Annotated in this window: 21 protein-coding genes; 16 read left to right on the forward strand and 5 right to left on the reverse strand. The window is 68.5% G+C overall.

Annotated elements, in window-relative coordinates; all coding sequences use genetic code 11:
- Positions 1 to 9: 9 nt before the first annotated feature.
- The 4 genes from modA to Q368_RS23260 are packed head-to-tail and all read right to left on the reverse strand — an operon-like array spanning position 10 to position 4,108.
- Entirely contained in the window at positions 10 to 783 is a 774-nt protein-coding gene (modA, locus tag Q368_RS0115080; RefSeq protein WP_029459888.1) for a molybdate ABC transporter substrate-binding protein, read from the reverse strand.
- Between the two features lie 15 nt (positions 784 to 798).
- The gene (locus Q368_RS0115085) at positions 799 to 1,806 is read right to left on the reverse strand and encodes a GGDEF domain-containing protein (protein WP_245611365.1); all 1,008 of its coding nucleotides are present in this window, start codon (positions 1,804 to 1,806) and stop codon (positions 799 to 801) included.
- On the reverse strand, positions 1,803 to 2,261 hold the full coding sequence (locus Q368_RS0115090; protein ID WP_029459890.1) for a response regulator: 459 nt from the start codon (positions 2,259 to 2,261) through the stop codon (positions 1,803 to 1,805). Before Q368_RS0115090 ends, Q368_RS0115085 begins: the two co-directional genes overlap by 4 nt.
- On the reverse strand, positions 2,258 to 4,108 hold the full coding sequence (locus Q368_RS23260) for a sensor histidine kinase (protein ID WP_043786131.1): 1,851 nt from the start codon (positions 4,106 to 4,108) through the stop codon (positions 2,258 to 2,260). The genes Q368_RS0115090 and Q368_RS23260 overlap by 4 nt, the downstream gene beginning before the upstream one ends.
- A 424-nt stretch (positions 4,109 to 4,532) precedes the next feature.
- On the opposite strand from Q368_RS23260, the gene Q368_RS0115100 reads away from it, so the two are divergent.
- From Q368_RS0115100 to Q368_RS0115140, 9 genes are all read left to right on the forward strand, one after another.
- Positions 4,533 to 4,886, forward strand: coding sequence for a hypothetical protein (locus tag Q368_RS0115100; protein WP_029459892.1), 354 nt, complete (start codon positions 4,533 to 4,535; stop codon positions 4,884 to 4,886).
- Positions 4,887 to 5,121: 235 nt separating this feature from the next.
- A complete protein-coding gene (locus tag Q368_RS0115105) occupies positions 5,122 to 5,433 on the forward strand; it encodes a DUF485 domain-containing protein (protein ID WP_029459893.1) in 312 nt (103 codons plus the stop codon).
- The gene (locus tag Q368_RS0115110; RefSeq protein ID WP_029459894.1) at positions 5,430 to 6,977 is read left to right on the forward strand and encodes a sodium:solute symporter family transporter; all 1,548 of its coding nucleotides are present in this window, start codon (positions 5,430 to 5,432) and stop codon (positions 6,975 to 6,977) included. The genes Q368_RS0115105 and Q368_RS0115110 overlap by 4 nt, the downstream gene beginning before the upstream one ends.
- A 172-nt stretch (positions 6,978 to 7,149) precedes the next feature.
- On the forward strand, positions 7,150 to 8,166 hold the full coding sequence (locus Q368_RS0115115; protein ID WP_084158828.1) for a putative nucleotidyltransferase substrate binding domain-containing protein: 1,017 nt from the start codon (positions 7,150 to 7,152) through the stop codon (positions 8,164 to 8,166).
- Positions 8,167 to 8,176: 10 nt separating this feature from the next.
- Positions 8,177 to 10,048 (forward strand): CBS domain-containing protein, encoded by a 1,872-nt coding sequence (locus tag Q368_RS0115120; RefSeq protein WP_029459896.1) that lies wholly within the window; start codon positions 8,177 to 8,179, stop codon positions 10,046 to 10,048.
- The gene (locus Q368_RS0115125) at positions 10,035 to 10,763 is read left to right on the forward strand and encodes a 3'-5' exonuclease (RefSeq protein WP_029459897.1); all 729 of its coding nucleotides are present in this window, start codon (positions 10,035 to 10,037) and stop codon (positions 10,761 to 10,763) included. Before Q368_RS0115120 ends, Q368_RS0115125 begins: the two co-directional genes overlap by 14 nt.
- A 76-nt stretch (positions 10,764 to 10,839) precedes the next feature.
- The gene (locus tag Q368_RS0115130; RefSeq protein ID WP_029459898.1) at positions 10,840 to 11,304 is read left to right on the forward strand and encodes a Fur family transcriptional regulator; all 465 of its coding nucleotides are present in this window, start codon (positions 10,840 to 10,842) and stop codon (positions 11,302 to 11,304) included.
- Positions 11,301 to 11,795: a rubrerythrin family protein gene (locus Q368_RS0115135; protein ID WP_029459899.1), complete on the forward strand. Its 495-nt coding sequence runs from the start codon at positions 11,301 to 11,303 to the stop codon at positions 11,793 to 11,795. The genes Q368_RS0115130 and Q368_RS0115135 overlap by 4 nt, the downstream gene beginning before the upstream one ends.
- Positions 11,796 to 11,836: 41 nt before the next feature.
- Positions 11,837 to 12,052, forward strand: a complete 216-nt coding sequence (locus Q368_RS0115140; RefSeq protein WP_029459900.1) for a rubredoxin — start codon at positions 11,837 to 11,839, stop codon at positions 12,050 to 12,052.
- A gap of 99 nt (positions 12,053 to 12,151) precedes the next feature.
- On the opposite strand, the gene Q368_RS0115145 is transcribed toward Q368_RS0115140, so the two are convergent.
- Positions 12,152 to 13,270 (reverse strand): AI-2E family transporter, encoded by a 1,119-nt coding sequence (locus Q368_RS0115145; protein ID WP_029459901.1) that lies wholly within the window; start codon positions 13,268 to 13,270, stop codon positions 12,152 to 12,154.
- 144 nt (positions 13,271 to 13,414) lie between these two features.
- Here Q368_RS0115145 and Q368_RS0115150 point away from each other — a divergent pair, with 144 nt between their 5' ends.
- From Q368_RS0115150 to Q368_RS0115180, 7 genes are all read left to right on the forward strand, one after another.
- Positions 13,415 to 14,425: a rhomboid family intramembrane serine protease gene (locus Q368_RS0115150; RefSeq protein ID WP_029459902.1), complete on the forward strand. Its 1,011-nt coding sequence runs from the start codon at positions 13,415 to 13,417 to the stop codon at positions 14,423 to 14,425.
- A 109-nt stretch (positions 14,426 to 14,534) separates the two neighbouring features.
- The gene (locus Q368_RS0115155) at positions 14,535 to 15,038 is read left to right on the forward strand and encodes a PH domain-containing protein (protein WP_029459903.1); all 504 of its coding nucleotides are present in this window, start codon (positions 14,535 to 14,537) and stop codon (positions 15,036 to 15,038) included.
- A gap of 74 nt (positions 15,039 to 15,112) precedes the next feature.
- Positions 15,113 to 16,567 (forward strand): HAMP domain-containing sensor histidine kinase, encoded by a 1,455-nt coding sequence (locus tag Q368_RS0115160; RefSeq protein ID WP_029459904.1) that lies wholly within the window; start codon positions 15,113 to 15,115, stop codon positions 16,565 to 16,567.
- Between the two features lie 13 nt (positions 16,568 to 16,580).
- Complete coding sequence (locus Q368_RS0115165) at positions 16,581 to 17,186, forward strand: hypothetical protein (RefSeq protein WP_245611366.1); 606 nt, start codon at positions 16,581 to 16,583, stop codon at positions 17,184 to 17,186.
- A gap of 31 nt (positions 17,187 to 17,217) precedes the next feature.
- A complete protein-coding gene (locus Q368_RS0115170) occupies positions 17,218 to 18,591 on the forward strand; it encodes a sigma-54-dependent transcriptional regulator (RefSeq protein WP_029459906.1) in 1,374 nt (457 codons plus the stop codon).
- A 119-nt stretch (positions 18,592 to 18,710) separates the two neighbouring features.
- Positions 18,711 to 19,442: an ABC transporter permease gene (locus Q368_RS0115175; RefSeq protein ID WP_029459907.1), complete on the forward strand. Its 732-nt coding sequence runs from the start codon at positions 18,711 to 18,713 to the stop codon at positions 19,440 to 19,442.
- 58 nt (positions 19,443 to 19,500) lie between these two features.
- The gene (locus Q368_RS0115180; protein ID WP_029459908.1) at positions 19,501 to 20,241 is read left to right on the forward strand and encodes an ABC transporter ATP-binding protein; all 741 of its coding nucleotides are present in this window, start codon (positions 19,501 to 19,503) and stop codon (positions 20,239 to 20,241) included.
- Positions 20,242 to 20,243: the final 2 nt, after the last annotated feature.

Below are 20,243 nucleotides of genomic sequence, written 5' to 3' on the forward strand. Positions count from 1 at the left end.
GGGCCGGGGTCACCTGGCGGCGGCCGGGTCCTTGAACCCGTAGGAAGCCAGGATGGCCTGCCCTTTGGGGCCGTGCAGGAAGGCGATGAAGGCCATGGCCGCTTCCTTGCGGGGGCAGGCGGCGAGCATGGCCGCCGGGTAGACGATGGGGGCGTGGCCGGAAAGCGCCGTGACCACGCGCACGCGTTTTTGCGCCATGCGCGCGTCCGTGGCGTAGACGAAGGCCGCGTCCACCTCGCCGAGCGCCACGTAATCGAGGGCCTGCTTGACCGACAGGCCGTAGACCATCTTGGGCGAGAGCTTTTCCCAGAGCCCGAGTCCGTCCAGGACCTGTTTGGTGTAGCTGCCGGCGGGCACGGCGTCGGGCTCGCCGAGCGCCACCTTGCCCACCTTGTCGCAGCCGAGGTCCGCGACGCAGGTCACGGCGTTTTCGTCGGCGGGCACGGTGAGCATCAGGTCGTTGGCCGTGAAGTCCACGCGCGTGGCCGGGTCGATGAGCCCGTCCCTGGCCGCCCGGTCCATGGTAACCTGGTCGGCCGGGGCGAAGACGTCCACGGGCGCGCCGGCCTCGATCTGCTGCAACAGCGGTCCCGAAGCGGCGAAATTGACGAAGACCGTGAGCCCCGGGTGTTCGGCCTCGAAGGCATTCTTGACGTCCGTCAGGGCGCTGGTCAGGCTGGCCGCGGCGGACACGACCAGTTCCTCGGCCGTGGCCTGGCGCGGGGAAAGCGCTGCCAGCAACAGGCTTGCGGCAAGGAGAAAGGCGAGGCGGGGACGCGGCATGGCGGCGCTCCTTTGTCAGGCGATGCGCAGGGTTCCGGGTGTTCTTTGCGCCGGGGCGGCCGGCGCGTCGCGCTGTGTGGCCGCGCGCTCCTCCCGCCGGGGCGGCAGGCAGCCGGCCGGTGCGGGCGGGCGCGGCTCCACGCGGCGCGAGCGCGTGCGTTTTTCCTCGTACATGCGCGCATCGGCGCAGCTGAGCAGTTCCGCGAGGCTTCCGGCGCAGTCGATGTCCAGGCAGGACAGGCCGATGCTCGCTTTGAGCACGTAGGGCCGCTTGCCCGCGGCATTGAACGCCGTCATGCGGGCGAGCAGGCGCTCCTTGGGCTCCACGGCCTCGCGGGGCGTCTCCTCGATGCCGAACACGGCGAATTCGTCGCCCCCCAGGCGCGCCAGCACGTCGGATTCCCGGAAGGTCTCGCGCAAAAGCGCGGCCATGTCCCCGAGCATCCGGTCGCCCTCGCGGTGGCCCAGGGTGTCGTTGACGGTCTTCATGCCGTCGAGGTCCACGTAGAGCAGAAACGCGCCCCGGGCCAGCCGCCGGGCGGACTTGAACATCTGCCCGGCCAGGGTGAGAAAGCCCCGGCGGTTGAAAAGCCCGGTCAGTTCGTCGGAAAGGGCCGCGCCCATGAGCTGCTTGTAGAGCTGGTGGCGCTCGATGGCGTGGAGGATGGCGCGAAAGAGGGTCTGGCCGTCGAAGCCGCCCTTGACGAGGAAGTCCTGCGCGCCTTCGCGCACGGCCATGGTGGAGATTTCCCGGTCGTCCAGGCCGGAGAGCACGATGATGGGCAGGTCCGGAAATCCGGCCCGCACCGAGGTGAAGGTGGTCAGACCGGTGGAGTCCGGCAGGTTGAGGTCGAGCAGGACCACGTCCGCGCCGTCCGCGGCCAGGGCTTCGACGCCGTCGGCGAGCAGGGGCGCGTGGCGCAGGTCGAAGGCGGCGTCCGCGCCGTCCTCCAGGTAGGCCCGCACCAGTTCCGCGTCGCCGTAGTCGTCTTCGATCAGCGTGATGCGAAGCGTCATCGTCATGGCCGGTTCTCCAGGACGACGCCGCGCGGCGGCAGTTTGGCCAGGGACAGCCAGAAGTCCTCTACGCCTTTGATGACGCGGAAAAAGGCGTCCATGCCGAGCGGCTTTTGCAGGTAGCAGTTGGCGCCGAGGCCGTAGCTCGCCGCGATGTCCGTTTCGGCGTCGGAGGTGGTCAGCACGAGCACCGGGATGGAGCGCAGCCCGGCGTCGCGTTTGACTTCGAGGAGCACTTCGCGGCCGTCCATGCGCGGCATGTTGAGGTCGAGCAGGATGAGGTCCGGCCGCGTCGCGGCGGCGTGTTCCCCCTGGCGGCGCAGGTAGCGCATGCCTTCCTCGCCGTCGCCCACGCGTTCCACGGACAAGGCGACGCGGGAGCCGCGCAGGGCTTCGAGGATCAGCTCCACGTCGCCGGGGTCGTCCTCCATGAGCAGGATGCGCACGGGCATGGCGTTCATGGCGCGCCGGCCTCCCGGTCCGGCAGGGTGAAGAAGAACGTGGAGCCTTCGCCTTCGACGGACTCCACCCAGATGCGGCCGCCGTGGCGTTCGACGATGCGTTTGCAAAAGGCCAGGCCGATGCCGGCTCCGGCATGCTCCTTGGCCGTGGTCAGGCGCTGGAACATGCGAAAGACCCGGTCGAAATGGCGGGGCGCGATGCCCATGCCGTTGTCGGCCACGGAGACGACCCAGGCGTCGTCTTCGCGCCGTGCCGCGACGTGGATGGCCGGCGGGGCGTCGCCCCGGTATTTGACGGCGTTGCCGACGAGGTTTTGGAAGAGCTGGGCGAGCTGCGTGGCGTCGGCGACCACGGCCGGCAGGGCGTCGCGCGTCACGCGCGCCCCGGCCTCGGCCAGGGGCAGTTCCAGGTTGTCCAGGGCCACGTCCAGGGCCTGCCCCAGGTTCGTTTCGGTGAAGGCCGCGCGGCTCGTGCCCAGGCGCGAGTAGGTGAGCAGGTGGTTGATGAGCTGGCTCATGCGCCGGGCTCCGTCCACCATGTAGGCCATGTAGCGTTCGCCGGTCTCGTCGAGCTGGCCGGCGCAGCGTTTGCCGAGCAGGTCGGCGAAGCTCGTGATCTTGCGCAGCGGTTCCTGGAGGTCGTGGGAGGCGACGTAGGCGAACTGCTCCAGGTCCTTGTTGGAATTTTCCAGGGCGGCGGTCTTTTCGGCCAGCACGTGGTCGCGTTCCTCGAGTTCCCCGGCCATGGCGTCAAACGCCCTGCCCAGGCGGTGCAGTTCGCGGATGCGGGGCGCGCCGGCCGTGCGCGTGGCGAACTCCCCCCGGCCGATGGCTTCGGCGGCCTCGACCAGGGCGACGATGGGCCGCACCAGGAGCCGCCCGCCGAAAAGTCGGGCCGCGCCGAGGCCGACGACGCCGACCACGGCCAGCCAGGCGAGATGGACCCAAAGAAGCCTTTGCGAGGCGGCGTAGGCCTCGGCCAGGGGGCGCTCCACGAAAATGGCGGGGGAGCCGGGGCGCTGGGGCGCGATGCGCGCCCAGCCGGCGAGTTTGCCCTCGCCGTCGAGGCCTGCGGTCTCCATGCCCCCGGAAGTCTGGTCGGCCACGGCCCGGACCAGGGGCGAGCCGGCAAGCTGCCGGCCGACGACAGGGAGTTTTTCCGGGAACGTCGCCAGAAGGACCCCCGACGGGGCGAGCACGCCCACGACACCGCCCGGGGGCGGCGGAGCGGCGGCCACGGCCTCGGCCAGGGCGTCCAGGGTCAGGACCGCCGCGACCACGGCCTTGACCTCGCCGTCCCAGCCCAGGGACGGGCAGGCGGCCACGGCCAGGGGACGGCCGCCCTGGCTCATGACGAACGGGCCGGCATGGCAGGTTTTTGTGGCGACGGCCTGCTTGAACCAGTCCCGGTCGGCGAAGGAGACGGTCTGGATGGGCGTGCGGCCGGGGGGAAAGCCGTCGCCGGCCGCGTCGCGGGCTTCGGCGATGCGTTCGCCGCCGGCGGAGACCGCCAGGATGTTGGCGATGCCCGGACCGGATTGGCGCAGGAGCTCGGAAAAAAGCAGGGTGCAGCCCTGGGGATCGACGACGCGCACCACGGTGGCGGCTGCCAGGCTCTCGACCAGACGCATGGCCGCGGCCAGGCGTCCTTCCTCGCCGGCGGCCAGGGCCTGCGCCCGGTTGTTCACGGCAATGCCGGCTTCGGCGCGCGCTTTCGCGCCCTGTTCGAGGCCGTGGTAGAGCGCCAGGGCCAGGGCCGGCAGCACGGCCAGAAGGACAAGCCCCATGAGCGCCGCGCGAAGGCCAAGCGGCGTCGGGCATCGTGGTGGTGCAGGAGGGTGCGTCATGTTTCCCGCGCCTCGCACGTCCTTGCTGATCGCGTTGTCGTCGTCGACCGGAGACAAGGGAGGCAGGCTTGCGTTGTCGCGGCGCAATGCGCCGCGGCGGCGTGTTGATTGCGGCGTCCGTTGCTTGGCGATTTTGTAGGCCGTAATGATTTCGCTGTAAAGCCGTGATATCACTGACACTGGATTTGTCGAATTCGTGTATGCAGTTGTTTGGAACTGGAAAACGAGGATGCTGGAGATGTGGTTTCGCAATAGCGATCACGATTATTGAAGAGTAGTGAGGTACTGCATGACGGGCGGGGCGGACGGCATGGCTGCTTGCCAGGTCGGGGAAATCCCCCCCAGGCGGTTGCCAGCGGCCACAGGGCGGTCTATGGAAGGGGCAACCCGATGCGGCCTGCGCCGCGAAGCCCCGCGAGGACCCATGCCGAAAGGCGACGCCTGCAAATCCCTTTCGCCCCTGGAGGCCGTGCGCCGCTACTGCCTGATCGCCTGCATGGGCGGGCAGCGCAGTCTCGTGGCCGCCTGCGCCGACAAGGGCTGCCCGTTCCACCCCCTGCGCATGAAGGAAATCCCCGAGGGCTTCGGCGTGCGCGTGGTGCGGGTGGTGCGGCGGTTCTGCCTGCGCTGCACGGTCGGCGACCGCGACGCCGTGCGCCGCTGCACCGAGCACGACGTCTGCCCCGTGTGGCCCTACCGTGTGGGTGTCTCGCCCAAGAAGCTCAAGCGCCTGATCGCCGAAAAACGCCGCCCCCGCCAGCTCGAACTGCCGTTCTAGCCCCACCTTTCTTCCGCATCGACCGCCTGTCGCGGCGGACGGCGTCTTTTGTCCGGTAAACGGTCGCGCCGCCCCGTCCGCGCCGTTCCCCATCCATGGGAAGGGTCACGCCGTTTGCCGAAAATCGCGGGCGTTTCCCCCGCGGGCCGCCCTATACGGGTCGCATCCCGGCCGCCGCCGCCCAACCGGCCGGGCAACCACGGCCCGGCCGCAAGCCGGCAGCAAGGAGCGACCCATGACCACGACGACGGCCGACCCGACACGCTCAAGGGAGTTCACGCAACTCGTGCGCAAGCGCTGGGGCGTCTCCCTGACCCTGACCGCCTTCATGCTCGCGGTCTACTACGGCTTCATCGCCATCCTGGCCTTCCGGCCGGACCTTTTCGCCACGCGCATCGGCGAGCACCTGACCGTCGGCATTCCCGTGGGGCTTGGCGTCATCTTTGTCTCGTGGCTGGCCACGGGCGTTTACGTGCGCTGGGCCAACGACGACTACGACACCGCCGTCAATAATCTCAAACACGCCATGCGGGAGGAGCGGGGATGAACGACTTCACCACCACCATCGGGCAACCCAATGCCACGTCCGTGATCTTTTTCATCTTCTTCATCCTCGGCACCCTGGCCATCACCTATTATGCCGCGAAAAAGAGCCGGGGTGCCTCGCAGTTCTACGCCGCCGGCCGTTCGGTCACGGGTTGGCAAAATGGCTTGGCCCTGGCCGGGGACTACATGTCCGCCGCCTCGTTTCTGGGCATCGCCGGCCTCGTGTCGCTCAAGGGCTACGACGGGCTCATTTACTCCATCGGCTTTCTCGTCGGCTGGCCCATCATCATGTTCCTCATCGCCGAGCCCCTGCGCAACCTCGGCAAATACACCTTTGCCGACGTCGTCGCCTACCGCCTCTCGCAAAAACCCATCCGCATCGCCGCCTCCATCGGGTCGCTGCTCACGGTCTGCTTCTACCTCATCGCCCAGATGGTGGGCTCGGGGGCGCTGGTCAAGATGATGTTCGGCCTGCCCTACGAAACGGCCATCATCGCCGTGGGCGCGGTCATGATCGCCTACGTGCTCTTCGGCGGCATGCTGGCCACCACCTGGGTGCAGATCATCAAGGCCGTGCTGCTTCTGGCCGGCGCCACGGTCATGGTGGTCATGGCGCTTTCCCGGTTCGACTTCAACGTGATCGGGCTTTTCAACGCCGCCGCCGCGACCTACGGCGAAAAGGTGCTCAATCCCGGCGGCCTTGTCGCCAATCCCCTGGACGCCCTGTCGCTCGGTATCGCGCTCATGTTCGGCACGGCCGGGCTGCCGCACATCCTCATGCGCTTCTACACCGTGCCCGACGCCAAGACCGCCCGCAAATCCGTGTTCTACGCCACCGGACTTATCGGCTATTTCTACGTGCTGACCTTCATCATCGGCTTCGCCGCCATGGTGCTCGTCGGGCGCGACATCGTGGCCCGGGTGGACGCCGGCGGCAACATGGCGGCCCTGCTTCTGGCCGAAGTCACGGGCGGCACCGTGTTCCTGGGCTTTATCGCGGCCGTGGCCTTCGCCACCATCCTCGCCGTGGTGGCCGGGCTCACGCTTGCCGGCGCGACCACGCTCTCCCACGACCTCTACGTGAACGTCTGGCGCGGCGGGAAATCCTCCGAGGAAGACGAGATGAAGGTGGCCAAGCGCGCCACGGTGGGCCTCGGCGTGGCGGCCATCCTGCTCGGGCTGGCGTTCAAGGGGCAGAACGTGGCCTTCATGGTCGGCCTGGCCTTCGCCATCGCCGCCAGCGCCAACTTCCCGGCGCTGCTCCTCTCCATCCTCTGGAAGGGCACGAGCACCTTCGGCGCGACGGCCAGCATCGTGACCGGCACCGTGACCGCCGCCGGCCTGATCCTGCTCTCGCCCACGGTCTGGGTGGCCGTGCTCGGCAACCCCGCGCCGATTTTCCCCTGGAAAAACCCGGCGCTCATCTCCATGCCCGCCGCCTTCTTCGCCGGCTGGCTCGGCTCGGTGCTCGTGCCCGACGCCAAGGCCCAATCCCTCTACGCGGCCCAGCAGATCCGCAACTACCTCGGCGTGGGCGCGGAGTAAGGGAGTAGGGGAGAAGGGGAAGTATTAAGAAGGAAGACGAAGAGTCAGGAGGGGCGTTGCCCCTCCCGAACCCACCCCACCGGGGGGGATCATCCCCCCCGGCCCCCCGGATGGGGGGAGGAGAGGGGGGATGCGAGAAAGTTCCTTGGTAGCGCATGTGGATGTGCGGGAAATGACGGAGAGATTGGCGCGGGTCCGGGAGCCCTGGGAATTGGCGGCGCTGTTGCGCGACATCCGGGCTTTCGTGGCCGGCCGGGCCGGCGGCGGCGACGTTCTGGAAACAGGGCGCGCCGCCGCCGCGCTCTATGACGCGCTCCTCGTGCGCGCCGCCGCCCTGGCCCGCAGCGGCCCGGTCGCGCCGCCGCCGGGAGCCTGCCTGCTGGCGCTCGGCAGCCAGGGGCGCTGCGAACAGTTCCTGGCCACGGACCAGGACAACGCCCTCGTCCTGCCAGGCAAGGCGGACGCAGGCGGCCGGCAGGCATATGCCGCGTTTGCCGGGCGCATGCGCGACATCCTCGAGGCGGCCGGCATGCCGCCCTGTCCCCGGGGCATCATGGCCGCCACGCCGGAATGGCGAAGGACATCGCGCGAATGGCGGGATGCCCTGGACGCGGCAGCGGACAGGCCGGACGCCGCGGGCGTGCTCCTCGTTTCGCTTTTGGCCGACGCGCGCCCCGTGGACGGCGACGCCGCCCTGGCCGTGGCCGTGGCCGCCCATGTCCGCCGCCGCGCGGCCGATGCGCCGCTGCTCGTGCGGGGACTGGCGCGCGAGGCCCTGCATTTTGCGCCCGAGGCCCACCTGCCCGGGCCGCTGTCCCTGTCGGGCCGCCATGCCCCGGTCGATCTCAAACGCGCGGCGGTCTATCCCCTGGTCCTTGGCGTCAAGGCCCTGGCCCTGGAGGCCGGCGTCCCGGAAACCGGCACCGTGGCGCGCATCGGGGCGCTGTCCCGCCTGGGGCGCATCGGCCAGGACTCGGCCGCGCGCCTGGAGCGGGCTTTTTCTTGCGTCCAGGCCCTGCGCCTGCGTCGTCAGGCCCAAGCCGCAGCGGCGGGCGGGCAGCCGGACAACCGCCTGGACCCCGCGTCCCTGTCGCCCTCGGACAGGGAGGAGTTGCGCCGCGCCTTTCGCGTCGTGGCCGATTTCACGGCCATGCTCGAACACCATTTCAGCCTGGCCTACCTGACCTGAAGGAGGAGCCATGCAGGCAAACGACCCATCCCGCCAACCGGACGCCGTGCAGGCCTTTCTCGCCGGCGTGCCGCCCTTCGACCGGCTGCCGTCGTTCGAGCGCGCCGCCCTGGCCGCCGCCTCCCGCGTCGCTCTGTACCTCGAGGACGAACCCGTGCGCGCTGACGGGGACGTCTGCTGCGTCCAGCGCGGCGGGGTGCGCCTGCGCCGGCCCGGGGACGGCCCGGAGCGTGACGACGTGCGGGGCGAAGGCGAGTGTTTCGGCGCGGCCTGCGCCCTTGCGCCGGACGGGGACCGGGAGGGCGGCGAGGGCGTCGCCCTGGAAGACACCTTCCTCGTGCGCCTGCCCGGGCAGGCGTTCGCCGCCGTGTGCCGCCGTCACGGTTTCGTTGCGGACTACTTCGCCGACGCCCTGTCCCCGGCCGCAAGGGACGGCCGCATGCCCGGCCCGGCCGGCTGTCCCGACCCGGCCGACGGCGACTACCTCTTCACCCGTCTGGCCGGTGACGTGGCCTCGCGGGGGCTTGCGGCCGTGCCCCGGGGCACGGACCTGCGCCGGGCGGCCCGGGTCATGGAGGCCGGGCAGGTGGGCTCCGTGCTCGTGCGCGAGGGAGCGGGCGCGGTCATCGGCATCGTCACGGACCGGGATCTGCGCCGCGCCGTGGCCACGGGCATGGCGCTCACCGCCCCGGTCGAAACGCTCATGTCAGCACCGGTCGCGACCATCGACGCCGCAACGCCCTGTTTCGAGGCCCTGTTGCAGATGACCGGTTCCGGCGTCCGCCACCTGCTCGTGACAAGGGACGGCGAGCCGGCGGGCATGGTCACGGCGAGCGATGTGCTCCTGTCCCACGGCCGTTCGCCCATGGCCTTGTTGCGCGCGGCCCGGCGCGCGGCGGACGTGGCGGATCTTGGCGAAATCTGCCGGGGCATGCGGCCGCTTGCCGCGGCGCTCGTGGCCCGGGGCGCGACGGCGGCCGTCGTTTCGGGCGTGCTGACGCTGCTTGCCGAGCAGGTGCTCGCGCGGCTCTTGCAACTTCTGGAAAAACGCTGCGGCCCGTCGCCCGCGCCGTGCCGCTGGCTGCTTCTGGGCGCGGCCGGCCGGCGCGAGATGCTGCCCGGCTCCGGCCTGTCCCTGGCCGCCGTGCCGGACGATGGCGGCGACCCCATCGTGGGCCGGGCGGCGCGGACCTACATGCAGGCCTTCCTGCCCCTGCTCGGCGACGCGCTCGCGGCCCTTGGCCTGCATGCCCCGTCCACGCGGCTGGTCCTTGGCGACCCGCGCACGGCGCTTTCCCCGCAGGGGTTTGTTCTGGACGGCGATCCGCTCGACCACGAGGCGTCCTTGGAGGGCTTCGACGCCCGCGTCCTTGGCGGCGAACCTATGGCCGCAGGGGAAGGGAACGGCTTTCCCCCGGACCTCGCCGCGGCCTGGCTTGCGGCCGCCGCTTCGCGGCCCGCGCCGCTTGGCCTGTACCAGGGGCGGCTCATGGAGCGCGACGGCGGCGCCTGCGATGTGCTCGACGTCCTCGCCAGGGGCTCGCGGCCGGTCACGGCCCTGGCCCGGTTGGCCGCCCTGCGCTGCGGCGTGGAGCAAACCGGCACTGCGGCGCGTCTCGACGCCCTGGGCCGCCTGGGCGTCGTTGACGAAGGGACGGCCGCCCGCGCCGCGGAGGCGTTCGCGTTTTTCGAGGCCGAGCGGCTGGGTGCCCTGCTCACCGGGCGCGAGGTTTCGGGTCGCGACGAAGCGCCCGTGCCCCTGGCGAGCGTTTCGCCGCGCCGCCGCCATGGTTTCCGCGCCGCTTTCGCCGCACTGGAAGCGTTGCGCCTGGCGCTTGCCGCGCACACGGCGGCAGGGGAGGACTGTCATGGGCTTGTTTGACCGCTTGCTGCGCCGCACCGGGGCCGCGCAAACGCCCGAGGCCCTTGCGCCCGCGCTTCTCGCGCACCAGGCGGCGCAGGCCGGGCGCGACGCCAGGGCGCTCCTCGACGCCTGCGCCTTCGTGGCCGTGGACACCGAACTGACCGGTTTCGACCCGCGCCGCCATGCCTTGGTCTCCATCGGCGCGGTACGGCTTTCCGGGCTTTCGATCCTGCCCGGCGCGTCGTTTTCCTCGCTGGTGCGGCCCCCGGGCGCGGTGCCGCGCGACGCCTCCCTCGTCCATGGCCTCACGGCCTCGGGCCTTGGCGACGCGCCCGAAGAAGCCGCTGTCCTGGCCGCTTTCCTCGATTTCGTCGGCGACGCCATTCTCGTCGGCCACCATATCGATCTGGACATGGGCTTTTTGAATGCCGCCAGCCGCCGCAGCCTGGGCGGACCGCTGGTTGCGCCCTGCATCGACACCCTGCGCCTGGCCATGGCCTTCGAGGAGAAGCGGCTCGTCGCCGGGGGCAGGGCAGGGGAGGCGGAAAGCCTCGACTATTCCCTGCCGGCCCTGTGCCGCCGCTACGGCCTGCCGGAATTTGCTGCCCACGACGCCCGCGCCGACGCCCTGGCCGCGGCCTATCTGTTCGTGTTCCTGGCCCGCAAATGCGGCCGTGGCCGCCCGTTGACCCTGGACGGGCTCTGGCGCGCCGGCCGGACCTGGTGGCGGTGAGGGAAAACAAAAAAAGTGTTGACGGGCCGTGGGCTGTTCTCTAAATAGGAATTAACAGCAACTAGGAATAAAAACTATGTCGATGGAAGCCCTCAAGGAATTGTTCGCCAAAAGCGGCCTGAAGTTTACCACCCAGCGCTATCTGGTGTACAAGGCCATGACCACGACCCGGGACCACCCTTCGGCGGAGATGGTCTGGCGGCGGGTGCGCGAGGCCGCGCCGGCCATTTCGCTGGACACGGTCTATCGCACCCTGTCCGCCCTGGAGGCGCGGGGGCTGGTGAGCCGGGTGCCGGGCGGCGGCGACGAGGGGCGCTTCGACGGAGATGTGACGCCGCACCATCATCTCGTATGTCTTTCGTGCGGCCGCATCGAGGATTTCACCATGCCGGGGGCGGGCCTTGACGATCTGCCACCGGCGGTCGCCGCGTGGGGCGTTCCCCGCGACGCGCAGATTCTGGTACGCGGCGTGTGCCGCACCTGCCTTTCCCGCATGCAGAACATCAACCCGCAAGAAAACCAAAGGAGTCGATCGAAATGAGCAAGACCATGGAAGACCTCAAGGCCGCGTTTGCCGGCGAATCCCAGGCCAACCGCAAGTACCTCGCCTACGCCGCCCAGGCCGAGAAGGAAGGCCACCTCGGCGTGGCCAAGCTCTTCAAGGCCGCCGCCGCCGCCGAGACCGTCCATGCCCACACCCACCTGCGCAACATGGGCGGCATCAAGGACACGGCCGCCAACCTGCAGGACGCCATCGCGGGTGAAACCCACGAGTTCAAGAGCATGTATCCGGGCATGATCGAGGACGCCAAGGCCGAGGGCGAAAAGGCTGCCGAGCGCGGCTTCACCTTCGCCAACGCCGTCGAGGAGCTCCATGCCAGCCTGTACGCCGAAGCCGCCAAGGACGTCGCCGCCTATCCCGAGAAGGACTGGTACGTCTGCTCGGTGTGCGGCTACACCGTCGCCGGCGCGGCCCCGGACAAGTGCCCGGTCTGCCAGGCCCTGGCCAAGGCGTTTTTCAAGGTCGATTAATCGCGCGCGGCGTCGTCCGGCGACACGGAAAAGGAGCGAGCATGGCAGCGCCTGAAGAGATGTGGCAGTGCCAGACCACCAATTGCGGCTACATCTACAATCCGGACAAGGGCGATCGCAAAGGCAGGATTCCTGCGGGGACGGCCTTCGCCGACCTGCCCGACGACTGGAAGTGCCCGGTGTGCGGCGCCGGCAGGAAGTGCTTCAAGCCGCTGGCCGGACCGGGGTCGACCAAGGACGTGCAGTGTCCCGTCTGACGACCGGGGGGCCCCTGCGGGCCCCCCGGATCGGAAGCGCAAAGGCCCCGCGTGAGCGGGGCCTTTTTCGTTCGTATGCGGAACGTCGAAACTCCGCGGCTATGCCTTCGGAGGCGCTGCGTCGGATGTGGGCGCGCTGATGACGTTGCGCTCCTCGAGCACGTGCCGGTAGTCCTCGCCGTAGAGCGAGAGCATGACCATGGCGAACCCGAGCACCAGCGGGCCGTAGAGGATGCCGAGGGCCCCGAAGAACTTGATGCCGCCGATGATGGAGAGGAACACCCAGAACGTGGACATCTTGGAGCGGTTTTGCATGAGGATCGGCCGGATGATGGAGTCGATGCTCGAAACCACGACCGCGCCCCAGCCGATGAGGAAAACGCCCCATTGCCACTGGCCGGTGAGGATCAGGTAGATCGAGACGGGCAGCCAGATGATGGCCGTGCCGACCACCGGAATGAGCGAGGCGAAACCCATCATGCAGCCCCAGAAAAAGGGCGGTATGCCCACGATGAAGAGCCCGAGGCCGCCGGCCGCGCCCTGGGCCAGGGCGATGACGAAGGCCCCGAGGATCACGGATTTGGCCACGTCGTCGAGCTGGCGGAAGATGCGGTTTTCCTGGTTCGTGGACAGCGGCAGCAGGTAGCGGGCGTAGCCGAGCATGGCTTCGCCGTCGCGGATGAGGAAAAAGAGCACGAAGATGAGGATGACGAAATTCATCGTCAGCACGAACACGTTGCCGATGATGGTGGTACCGCTGTTGAGCAGGATTTGCCCGGCGTTTTTGGAAAGCGACAGCAGGTCGGCCTGGAGGGCGAGCTTTTTGATGTTCAGGAAGGGCAGGTGGTCCTGTATCCAGCCCAGGTAGGGGGCGACGGCTTCGTGGCTGAAAAGCGCGTTGAAGTCGAGGGTGGCGAGCTTGGCTTGCAGCGCGTTGACGGACTGGACGCCCTGGGCGAGCAGCGCGCCGAGGAAGACGAAGACCGGGATGATGAGGCAGGAGAAGATGAGCACGGTGGTCAGAAGCGCCGCCGGGGTGGCCCGCCCGCCGCACAGGCCGGCGATTTTGCGGTGCACAGGCTGGAAGAGCGTCGCCAGCACCACGCCGATGATGAGGATGTCCACGAAGGGCCGCAGCACGATGTAGGCCAGGGTGAGCGAGGCGGCGAGGATGAGGAGTAGGAAGGTCGAATAGAATTGGCGGCGTTCTCTGTTCATGCCGCATCCTGTAGCAAAATCGCGGGCGCGGCGGCAAGGGCGGATCGCCCGCGACGCGGCGTTGCGTTGTCCTGGCGGAACAACGTAACATGCCTTCCATGACGACGCCTTTTTTGACGCCTTCCCGTACCCAGGTCGCGCCCCATGCCCGTTGAGCCGTCGCCCCCGAATGGCGCAGGCGGCGACGCCGGGCGCAGGACGCGTTTCTGGCCGCGTCCGGCGCTCTGCGATCTGACGCCCGAACTGCTCGGCGACCCGGACGCCACGGCCACGGAAATCCGTGTGCGCGACTGGGCCTACGTCCTGACGGCCCGGGGCGTGCCCCACGTGCTGCGCCGCGCCGGCTCCGGCTGGCGGCTGTTCGTGCCCGGACGGCGCGTGGCCGAAGCCCTGGAGGAGATCGCCGCCTACACGGCCGAACGCGAAAACCGCGTGCTGCCCGATCCCGAGGCCACGCCGCGCCGGCCTTCGGCCACGCTGCCGGTCCTCGCCGTCATGGGCGTCGTCGCCGGCATCTGGGGCTTTCTGCTCGGCGAAACCGTGTGGCAGGGCCGGCGCATCCCCTGGCGCGAGATCGGGGCCGGGGACAGCGCGGCCATGCTCGCCGGGCAGTGGTGGCGCGCCGCGACCGCGCTGTGGCTTCATGCCGATCCTGCCCATCTTTTCGGCAACGCCGCCTGCGCGGCGCTCTTTCTGAGCCTGCTGTGCCGGGAAACCGGGCTCGGGTTCGGGTTTGCCCTCACGGTCGCAGCCGGCATCGGCGGCAACGTGTGCAAGGCTCTCGTCCAGGGGCCGGGCATGCACTTTCTGGGCGCGTCCACCGCCGTGTTCGGGGCGCTTGGCGCGCTCGGCGGGGTGCGGCTGTCGGGGTTCCAGGCCGGGCTTTCCGCCAGGCGCTTCCTGGCCGCGGGCGCGGTGCTCATGCTGCTGGCCATGCTCGGGGCCGGGTCCGAGGAGACCACGGGACAGGTGGATCTGGCCGGGCACTTTTTCGGCTTCTTGTGCGGCACGGCCCTGGGGCTGGCCGCCGGCTGGCGGCTGTGCCGCGCCGGCAAGCCGGGCCGCGCGGCCCAGGTGGCGCTTGCCGTGCTGGCCGGCGGCACGTGCCTCGCCGCCTGGGCGCTCGGCGTCAGCTGGTGGTGGCCCCGTGGCTGAGGAAGGCTTTGCCTAACGCGCCGTTTTCGGTTAAAGCCGTCGATTGTCGCTGCCTTGCGCCAAGCGGCGGGGCGGCGGGACGATACGTCTGCTGTGGGAGTGGGAAGCCATGAGCTTAAACGGCCTCGTTTTCGAGGGTGAGGATATTCTCTACAGGACCGGGAAGCACTGGGTGGTGCTGGCCAAGGCCGCGATCCTGTTCGCCCTGGCCCTGGCCGTGTGGTCGAGCGGGCCGGCGTTGTCCTCTCTGGCGCAGTTCAAGGTGCCGGAGGAGTTGGAAAAGTTTCTGCCCAAGATCATTACCGCCGCGATCTGGCTCTTTCGCTACATCTTTTTCATCATCCTGACCCTGCTGGCCCTGACCCGCCTGTTCTCCTTCTTCACCCTGCGGGTGGGCGTGACGGGAAAACGCCTGCTGTGCGACGATGCGCTGTTCGGCACCTTTTCCCTGGACGTCGGCAAGATCGAGTCCGTCAAGTGCGAGCCCGGTCTCTTCGGCGGCCTGCTCGGCTACGGCAAGGTCATTCTGACCGCCTCGAGTAGCCAGCGGCTGGTGCTGACCAACATCCGGCGCCCCCACGCCCTGGAGCAGGAACTCTTCGCCGCCAAGTAGGACCGGCGGCGTCGCGGCGGCCGCCGTTGCGGCCGGCCCCGTCGTAAGCGTCCTTTCCCGGACCGCCGACCACCATGTATCTCTATCGCAAACCCATCAAGCAGTACGGCCTGCTGTTCAAGATGCTGGCTGTCTACATCGGCATCCTGGTCGTGGCGTATTTCACCACGTCCACGCTTCTGATCTACATCAAGGAATCGGTCAACATCTCGCGCGACATCGTCAAGGTCCGCTTCGAGGTCCTCTCCATTTCGCAGCGGCTCGTGGACAGCCTGCTTTCCATGGAGGAGAACCAGAAGAAGTACGAGATCATGCACTCCGAGGAATACAAGAAGAACTTCCTCACCGCGCTCAACGAATACAAAAACGCCATCTGGAGCATCCTCTGGTTCCGCTACGAGAGCTTTTCCGTCTGGGAGGAGCTGCACGCCGAGTTCCGCGCCGCATTTCCGGAACTGGCGCAAGGCAAGGCCCTTGCCGGCGAACCCTGGATCGACCAGGAAACGCTCAACAAATGGATGCGCATCGTGATAAGCGCCCGCCAGGACAACGAACGGGTGCTCGAATCGGGCATGCGGGAGCTCTACCGCATCAGCGAAGTGGCGGTGAGCCGCGGCGTCACGGGCCTCGTCGTCTCCATAGGCCTCGGGCTCCTTGGCATCCTCTACCTGACCTATTCCCTGCGCCGGCCGCTGCGCGAGCTGCGACGAGGCATCCGCGCCTACACCCGCGACGGCCGGTTGGAACCCATCCGCGTCCTTTCCAACGATGAACTTGGCGAGCTCGCCCAGGCGTTCAACGACATGACCGTGCGCCTCAAGGAAGAGGAGCGCATGCGCGCGGACTTCATCGACATGGTCAGCCACGAGATCCGCACGCCGCTGACCTCCATCCGCGAATCCGTCAACCTCATGCGCGAACGCGTGCTCGGCGAGGTCAACGAGCGCCAGAAGCGCTTCCTCGACATCGCCAGCGACGAACTCCAGCGCATCTCCGCCATGCTCACGAGCCTGCTCAAGGTCTCGAGCATGGCCTCCCAGATCGTGGACCTGGCACCCACACCCTTCGATCCCGAGAAGCTGGTTCTCGAGACCCTGGAAAAGGCCGCGCCGGCCGCCGAAGCCAAGGGCATCGCCTTGACGCCGCGCGTGGGGCGCGACATCGTCTCCGTGGTCGGGGACCGTGAACTGCTCGGCCAGGCGCTTTACAACCTCGTCGGCAACGCCGTGAAATTCTCCCCGCCCGGGCGTACGGTGCTCGTGGGCCTGGAAATGGCCGACGGCGGACGCAAGCTGCTCGTCAGCACCACCGACGAGGGCCCGGGCATCGCCGAGGAAGAACAGCCCCACGTTTTCAATAAATACTACCGCGGGGTGCGCACCAAGCGGACCACCGACGGCATCGGCCTTGGGCTGTCCATCGCCAAGACCATTATCGAAGCCCATGGCGGCAACATCTGGCTGTCGAGTCTGCCCGGAAAGGGCTGCACGTTTTACTTTACAATCCCCGTGGATGGGGCAACAGCCTGATATGGCGCAAAACATGAAGAACACGATTGTCGGAAATGCGGCTCGCGGCCTGTGCTTCGCGCTTGTGCTCCTGGCCTGCGGCTGTGTCGCGAAAAAGCCGCCCGCACCGCCCGTTCCCCCGCCCCCGCCCCAGGTCGCCACGACCGCGGTCGCCTCGCCGGCTTGCGAACCCACGCGCAACAGCCTCTACGACCAGGGCGTGTGCGCCTACGACGGCGGCGAGGTCAAACGGGCCATGGGCCTGTGGCGCATCGCCAGCAACACCGACCCGGACGCGGCCGTGCGCCAGAAGGCCCTGTTCGCCATGGCCGGGGTCAGGCTCGCCCAGGCGAACACCGAGGGCGAGATGGCCGTGGCCATGGAGCTTTTCGACACCTGGACCAAGGCCTCGCCCCCGGGCGGCAGCGGCGAGGACCCGCGTTTCCTGCTTTCCGCCCTCAAGAACCTGAAGCCTGTCGCGACGCTCAAGGAGCAGAAGGCGACGCTCGAGCGCGAATGCGCCAAAAAGCTCGCCGAGCGCGAAGAACACATCCGCAAGAGCCTCCAGCAGCAGGTCCGGGCCCTGGAAACCATCCACCAGCAGATTCAGGAAAAAAAGAAAGGCCTGATCAACAACTGACCTTCGTCGCGCGCCGCGCGACCGGATGCCCATGAAAAGCGCCGACCAGACGCGAAAGACCATCCTCGCCGTGGACGACGACCCGCACATCCTGGAAGTCCTGGAAGTGCGCCTCGTTTCCGCGGGTTACGACGTGGTCACGGCCGGCGACGGGGCCGAAGCCCTGCAGGTGCTCGCGAGCCGCCCCGTGCGGCTGGTCATTTCCGACATCCGCATGCCCGGCATGGATGGCATGCGCCTGCTCGAGGAGATGGAGCGCCGGGGCCTGCGCCTGCCGATTATTTTCCTCACCGCCCATGGCAGCATTTCCGGTGCCGTGGAGGCCATCAAGCACGGGGCCGTGGACTACCTGACCAAGCCCTTCGACGGCCAGGAACTGCTGACCCGCGTGGCCGAGGTCTTTGCCAAGGCCGCCGGCGCGCCGCCGCCCGCCGCCCCGGACATCGCGGAATCGGGGCTGGTCGGCAAAAGCCCGGCCATGCGCGACCTCGCCGCCATGATCGACCGCGTGGCCGCCCGCGACGTCAACGTGCTCATCCTCGGCGAATCCGGCACCGGCAAGGAGCTGGTGGCCAACCTCATCCACCGCAGAAGCCCGCGCAAAAACGGTCCGCTCGTCACCGTGGACTGCGGCTCCACCCCGGCGGGGCTGCTCGAATCCGAGCTCTTCGGCCACGTCAAGGGCGCGTTCACCCACGCGGTCAAAGATAAGAAAGGCCTCATCGAACAAGCCAACCAGGGGACGCTTTTCCTCGACGAAATAGGCAACATCACCATTGAAATGCAGGTGCGGCTGCTGCGTTTCCTCGAGAACCACAAGATCCGCCGCATCGGGGACGTGCGCGAGATCCAGGTGGACTGCCGGGTCCTCGCCGCCACCAACGCCGACATCTTCGAGCAGGTCGCGGAAGGGGTCTTTCGCGAGGACCTGCTCTACAGGCTCAAGGTCGTGACCATCAACGTGCCGCCGCTGCGCGAGCGTCGCGAGGACATTCCCGTGCTCGCCGAGCATTTCATCCGCCAGTTCTGCGCCGGCCAGGGCATTCCCCCCGTGGTCGTGCCGCCCGAGACCATGGCCTACCTCATGGCCTACCCCTGGCCCGGCAACGTGCGTCAGTTGCGCAACGCCCTGGAAGCCGGCGTGGTCCTGGGCGCGGAAGGCGTGCTCGCCCAGGAGGATCTCCAACTGCCCCTGGCCGGCAAGGGCCCGGACCGTTCGGCCACGGGCGAGGACGATTCCCTGTCCCTGGACGCCAGCGAAAAGGCCGCCATCGTGCGCGCCCTGGAACAGTCGAACTGGGTGCAGAAGGCCGCCGCGCCGCTGCTTGGTGTCAGCCGGCGGGCGCTCAACTACAAGATCCAGAAGTACGGCATCGAGCTTCCCAAGCGTCGCGCCAAAAAATAGCAGGATCTTCACTGGAGGGCCTTGGCCTTGGCAGGAAGCGGCCTTTCTGTCAGAAATCGGGGGCAACCCGCACACGTGCATGAAGGCGCGCAATCCGCGCGCGAAGACATGGAACAGGCATGCGGCAGGAACGGAACGGCTTGGCTTCGATGCCCACCGGGCGCAGGAAGATCGCGCGCCAGGTGGTGCTGCCGTTTCGCATTGCCCTTGCCATCAGCATCAAAAGCATCCGGGTGCGCTTTCTGCGCTCCCTGGTCACGGTGGCGAGCCTCGTGCTCGCCGTGGCGTTTTTGAGCTTCATCCTCGCCGGCACCGAAGTCGCGGGCGGGGTGTTGGCCACGGGCGACGCGCATCTGCGCCTGGCGCTGCAGGGCGCCGGCTACGACCTGCCGACCGTGGCCCCGCCGCCCGAACAGGCTGCCGCGGAGGTGGCGCGCCTGGGCGCCAGCCCCAAGGAACGCTGGATCGTGCTGCTTTCGCTGCTCGTATGCACGGTCGGCATCGTCAACGCCCAGCTCATGGCCGTGACCGAACGGTTCCGGGAAATCGGCACCATGAAGTGCCTGGGGGCCCTCGACCGCTTCGTGTTGCGCCTTTTCCTGCTGGAAGCCGGCATGCAGGGGCTGGCCGGAGCGTTCATCGGCGCGCTGTGCGGCATGGCCGGGGCCGTGCTCGTTGGGCTTGTGCGTTACGGCGGGGCGGCCGTTGCCGGCCTGACTTTCGCCGGCATGGGCCGGGTGCTTCTCGTTTCCATGGCCGTCGGCGCGGGCCTGAGCCTGCTCGGCGTGGTCTATCCGGCCGTGGTGGCCGCCAGGATGCGGCCCGTGGAAGCCATGCGGGCCCAGGAATGACCCGCGGCCGGGGCTGACCGAAAAAAACGCGTCGAGACGGGAAGGGGGAGCGCGGCAGATGGCCGAGGCGCACAATATCGTCCGGGTGGCCGGGGTGGCCAAGACCTTCACCATGGGAACGCAGGTGGTCACGGCCCTGCGCGGAGTGGACCTGACCATCAAGGCCGGCGAATACCTGTCCATCATGGGGCCTTCCGGCTCGGGCAAGTCCACGCTTTTCAACATGATCGGCGGGCTCGACAAGCCCAGTTCCGGCAAGGTGTTCATCGACGAGGTGGACATCGCCCAGCTCGACGCCTACGAGCTCGCGTGGCTGCGCAACCGCAAGATCGGCTACATCTTCCAGACCTTCAACCTGATCCAGGTCATGACGGCGCTTGAAAACGTCACCCTGCCCATGACCTTTGCCGGCACGCCCCAGGACGAGGCCACGGAAAAGGGCCTGGAGCTTCTGGGCCTCGTCGGCCTGCGCGAGCGCCACGCCCACAAGCCGCAGGAACTCTCCGGCGGCCAGCAGCAGCGCGTGGCCATCGCCCGTTCCCTGGCCAACACCCCGGCCATCATCCTGGCCGACGAGCCCACCGGCAACCTCGACCTGACCACGGGCGAGGAAATCATCGCGCTGCTCAAGCACTTAAGCAGCGAACGCGGCGTCACGGTCATCTCCGCAACCCACGACTACAAGATGCTTAACGTCTCCGACCGCGTGGTCTGGATTCGCGACGGCCGCATCGACAAGATCGAGGAGCGCGACCAGCTGAACATCTCCGTCGGCACCATCGGGACCAGGGAGGACTGAGG

The organism is Solidesulfovibrio alcoholivorans DSM 5433 (genome assembly GCF_000702665.1).
Taxonomy (GTDB): Bacteria; Desulfobacterota; Desulfovibrionia; order Desulfovibrionales; family Desulfovibrionaceae; genus Solidesulfovibrio; species Solidesulfovibrio alcoholivorans.

Excerpts from the sequence above, each read along its gene's own strand:
- modA (WP_029459888.1), bottom strand. The coding sequence starts at position 783 with ATGCCGCGTCCCCGCCTCGCCTTTCTCCTTGCCGCAAGCCTGTTGCTG.
- Q368_RS0115085 (WP_245611365.1), bottom strand. The coding sequence starts at position 1,806 with ATGACGATGACGCTTCGCATCACGCTGATCGAAGACGACTACGGCGAC.
- Q368_RS0115090 (WP_029459890.1), bottom strand. The coding sequence starts at position 2,261 with ATGAACGCCATGCCCGTGCGCATCCTGCTCATGGAGGACGACCCCGGC.
- Q368_RS23260 (WP_043786131.1), bottom strand. The coding sequence starts at position 4,108 with ATGACGCACCCTCCTGCACCACCACGATGCCCGACGCCGCTTGGCCTT.
- Q368_RS0115100 (WP_029459892.1), top strand. The coding sequence starts at position 4,533 with ATGCCGAAAGGCGACGCCTGCAAATCCCTTTCGCCCCTGGAGGCCGTG.
- Q368_RS0115105 (WP_029459893.1), top strand. The coding sequence starts at position 5,122 with ATGACCACGACGACGGCCGACCCGACACGCTCAAGGGAGTTCACGCAA.
- Q368_RS0115110 (WP_029459894.1), top strand. The coding sequence starts at position 5,430 with ATGAACGACTTCACCACCACCATCGGGCAACCCAATGCCACGTCCGTG.
- Q368_RS0115115 (WP_084158828.1), top strand. The coding sequence starts at position 7,150 with ATGACGGAGAGATTGGCGCGGGTCCGGGAGCCCTGGGAATTGGCGGCG.
- Q368_RS0115120 (WP_029459896.1), top strand. The coding sequence starts at position 8,177 with ATGCAGGCAAACGACCCATCCCGCCAACCGGACGCCGTGCAGGCCTTT.
- Q368_RS0115125 (WP_029459897.1), top strand. The coding sequence starts at position 10,035 with ATGGGCTTGTTTGACCGCTTGCTGCGCCGCACCGGGGCCGCGCAAACG.
- Q368_RS0115130 (WP_029459898.1), top strand. The coding sequence starts at position 10,840 with ATGTCGATGGAAGCCCTCAAGGAATTGTTCGCCAAAAGCGGCCTGAAG.
- Q368_RS0115135 (WP_029459899.1), top strand. The coding sequence starts at position 11,301 with ATGAGCAAGACCATGGAAGACCTCAAGGCCGCGTTTGCCGGCGAATCC.
- Q368_RS0115140 (WP_029459900.1), top strand. The coding sequence starts at position 11,837 with ATGGCAGCGCCTGAAGAGATGTGGCAGTGCCAGACCACCAATTGCGGC.
- Q368_RS0115145 (WP_029459901.1), bottom strand. The coding sequence starts at position 13,270 with ATGAACAGAGAACGCCGCCAATTCTATTCGACCTTCCTACTCCTCATC.
- Q368_RS0115150 (WP_029459902.1), top strand. The coding sequence starts at position 13,415 with ATGCCCGTTGAGCCGTCGCCCCCGAATGGCGCAGGCGGCGACGCCGGG.
- Q368_RS0115155 (WP_029459903.1), top strand. The coding sequence starts at position 14,535 with ATGAGCTTAAACGGCCTCGTTTTCGAGGGTGAGGATATTCTCTACAGG.
- Q368_RS0115160 (WP_029459904.1), top strand. The coding sequence starts at position 15,113 with ATGTATCTCTATCGCAAACCCATCAAGCAGTACGGCCTGCTGTTCAAG.
- Q368_RS0115165 (WP_245611366.1), top strand. The coding sequence starts at position 16,581 with ATGAAGAACACGATTGTCGGAAATGCGGCTCGCGGCCTGTGCTTCGCG.
- Q368_RS0115170 (WP_029459906.1), top strand. The coding sequence starts at position 17,218 with ATGAAAAGCGCCGACCAGACGCGAAAGACCATCCTCGCCGTGGACGAC.
- Q368_RS0115175 (WP_029459907.1), top strand. The coding sequence starts at position 18,711 with ATGCGGCAGGAACGGAACGGCTTGGCTTCGATGCCCACCGGGCGCAGG.
- Q368_RS0115180 (WP_029459908.1), top strand. The coding sequence starts at position 19,501 with ATGGCCGAGGCGCACAATATCGTCCGGGTGGCCGGGGTGGCCAAGACC.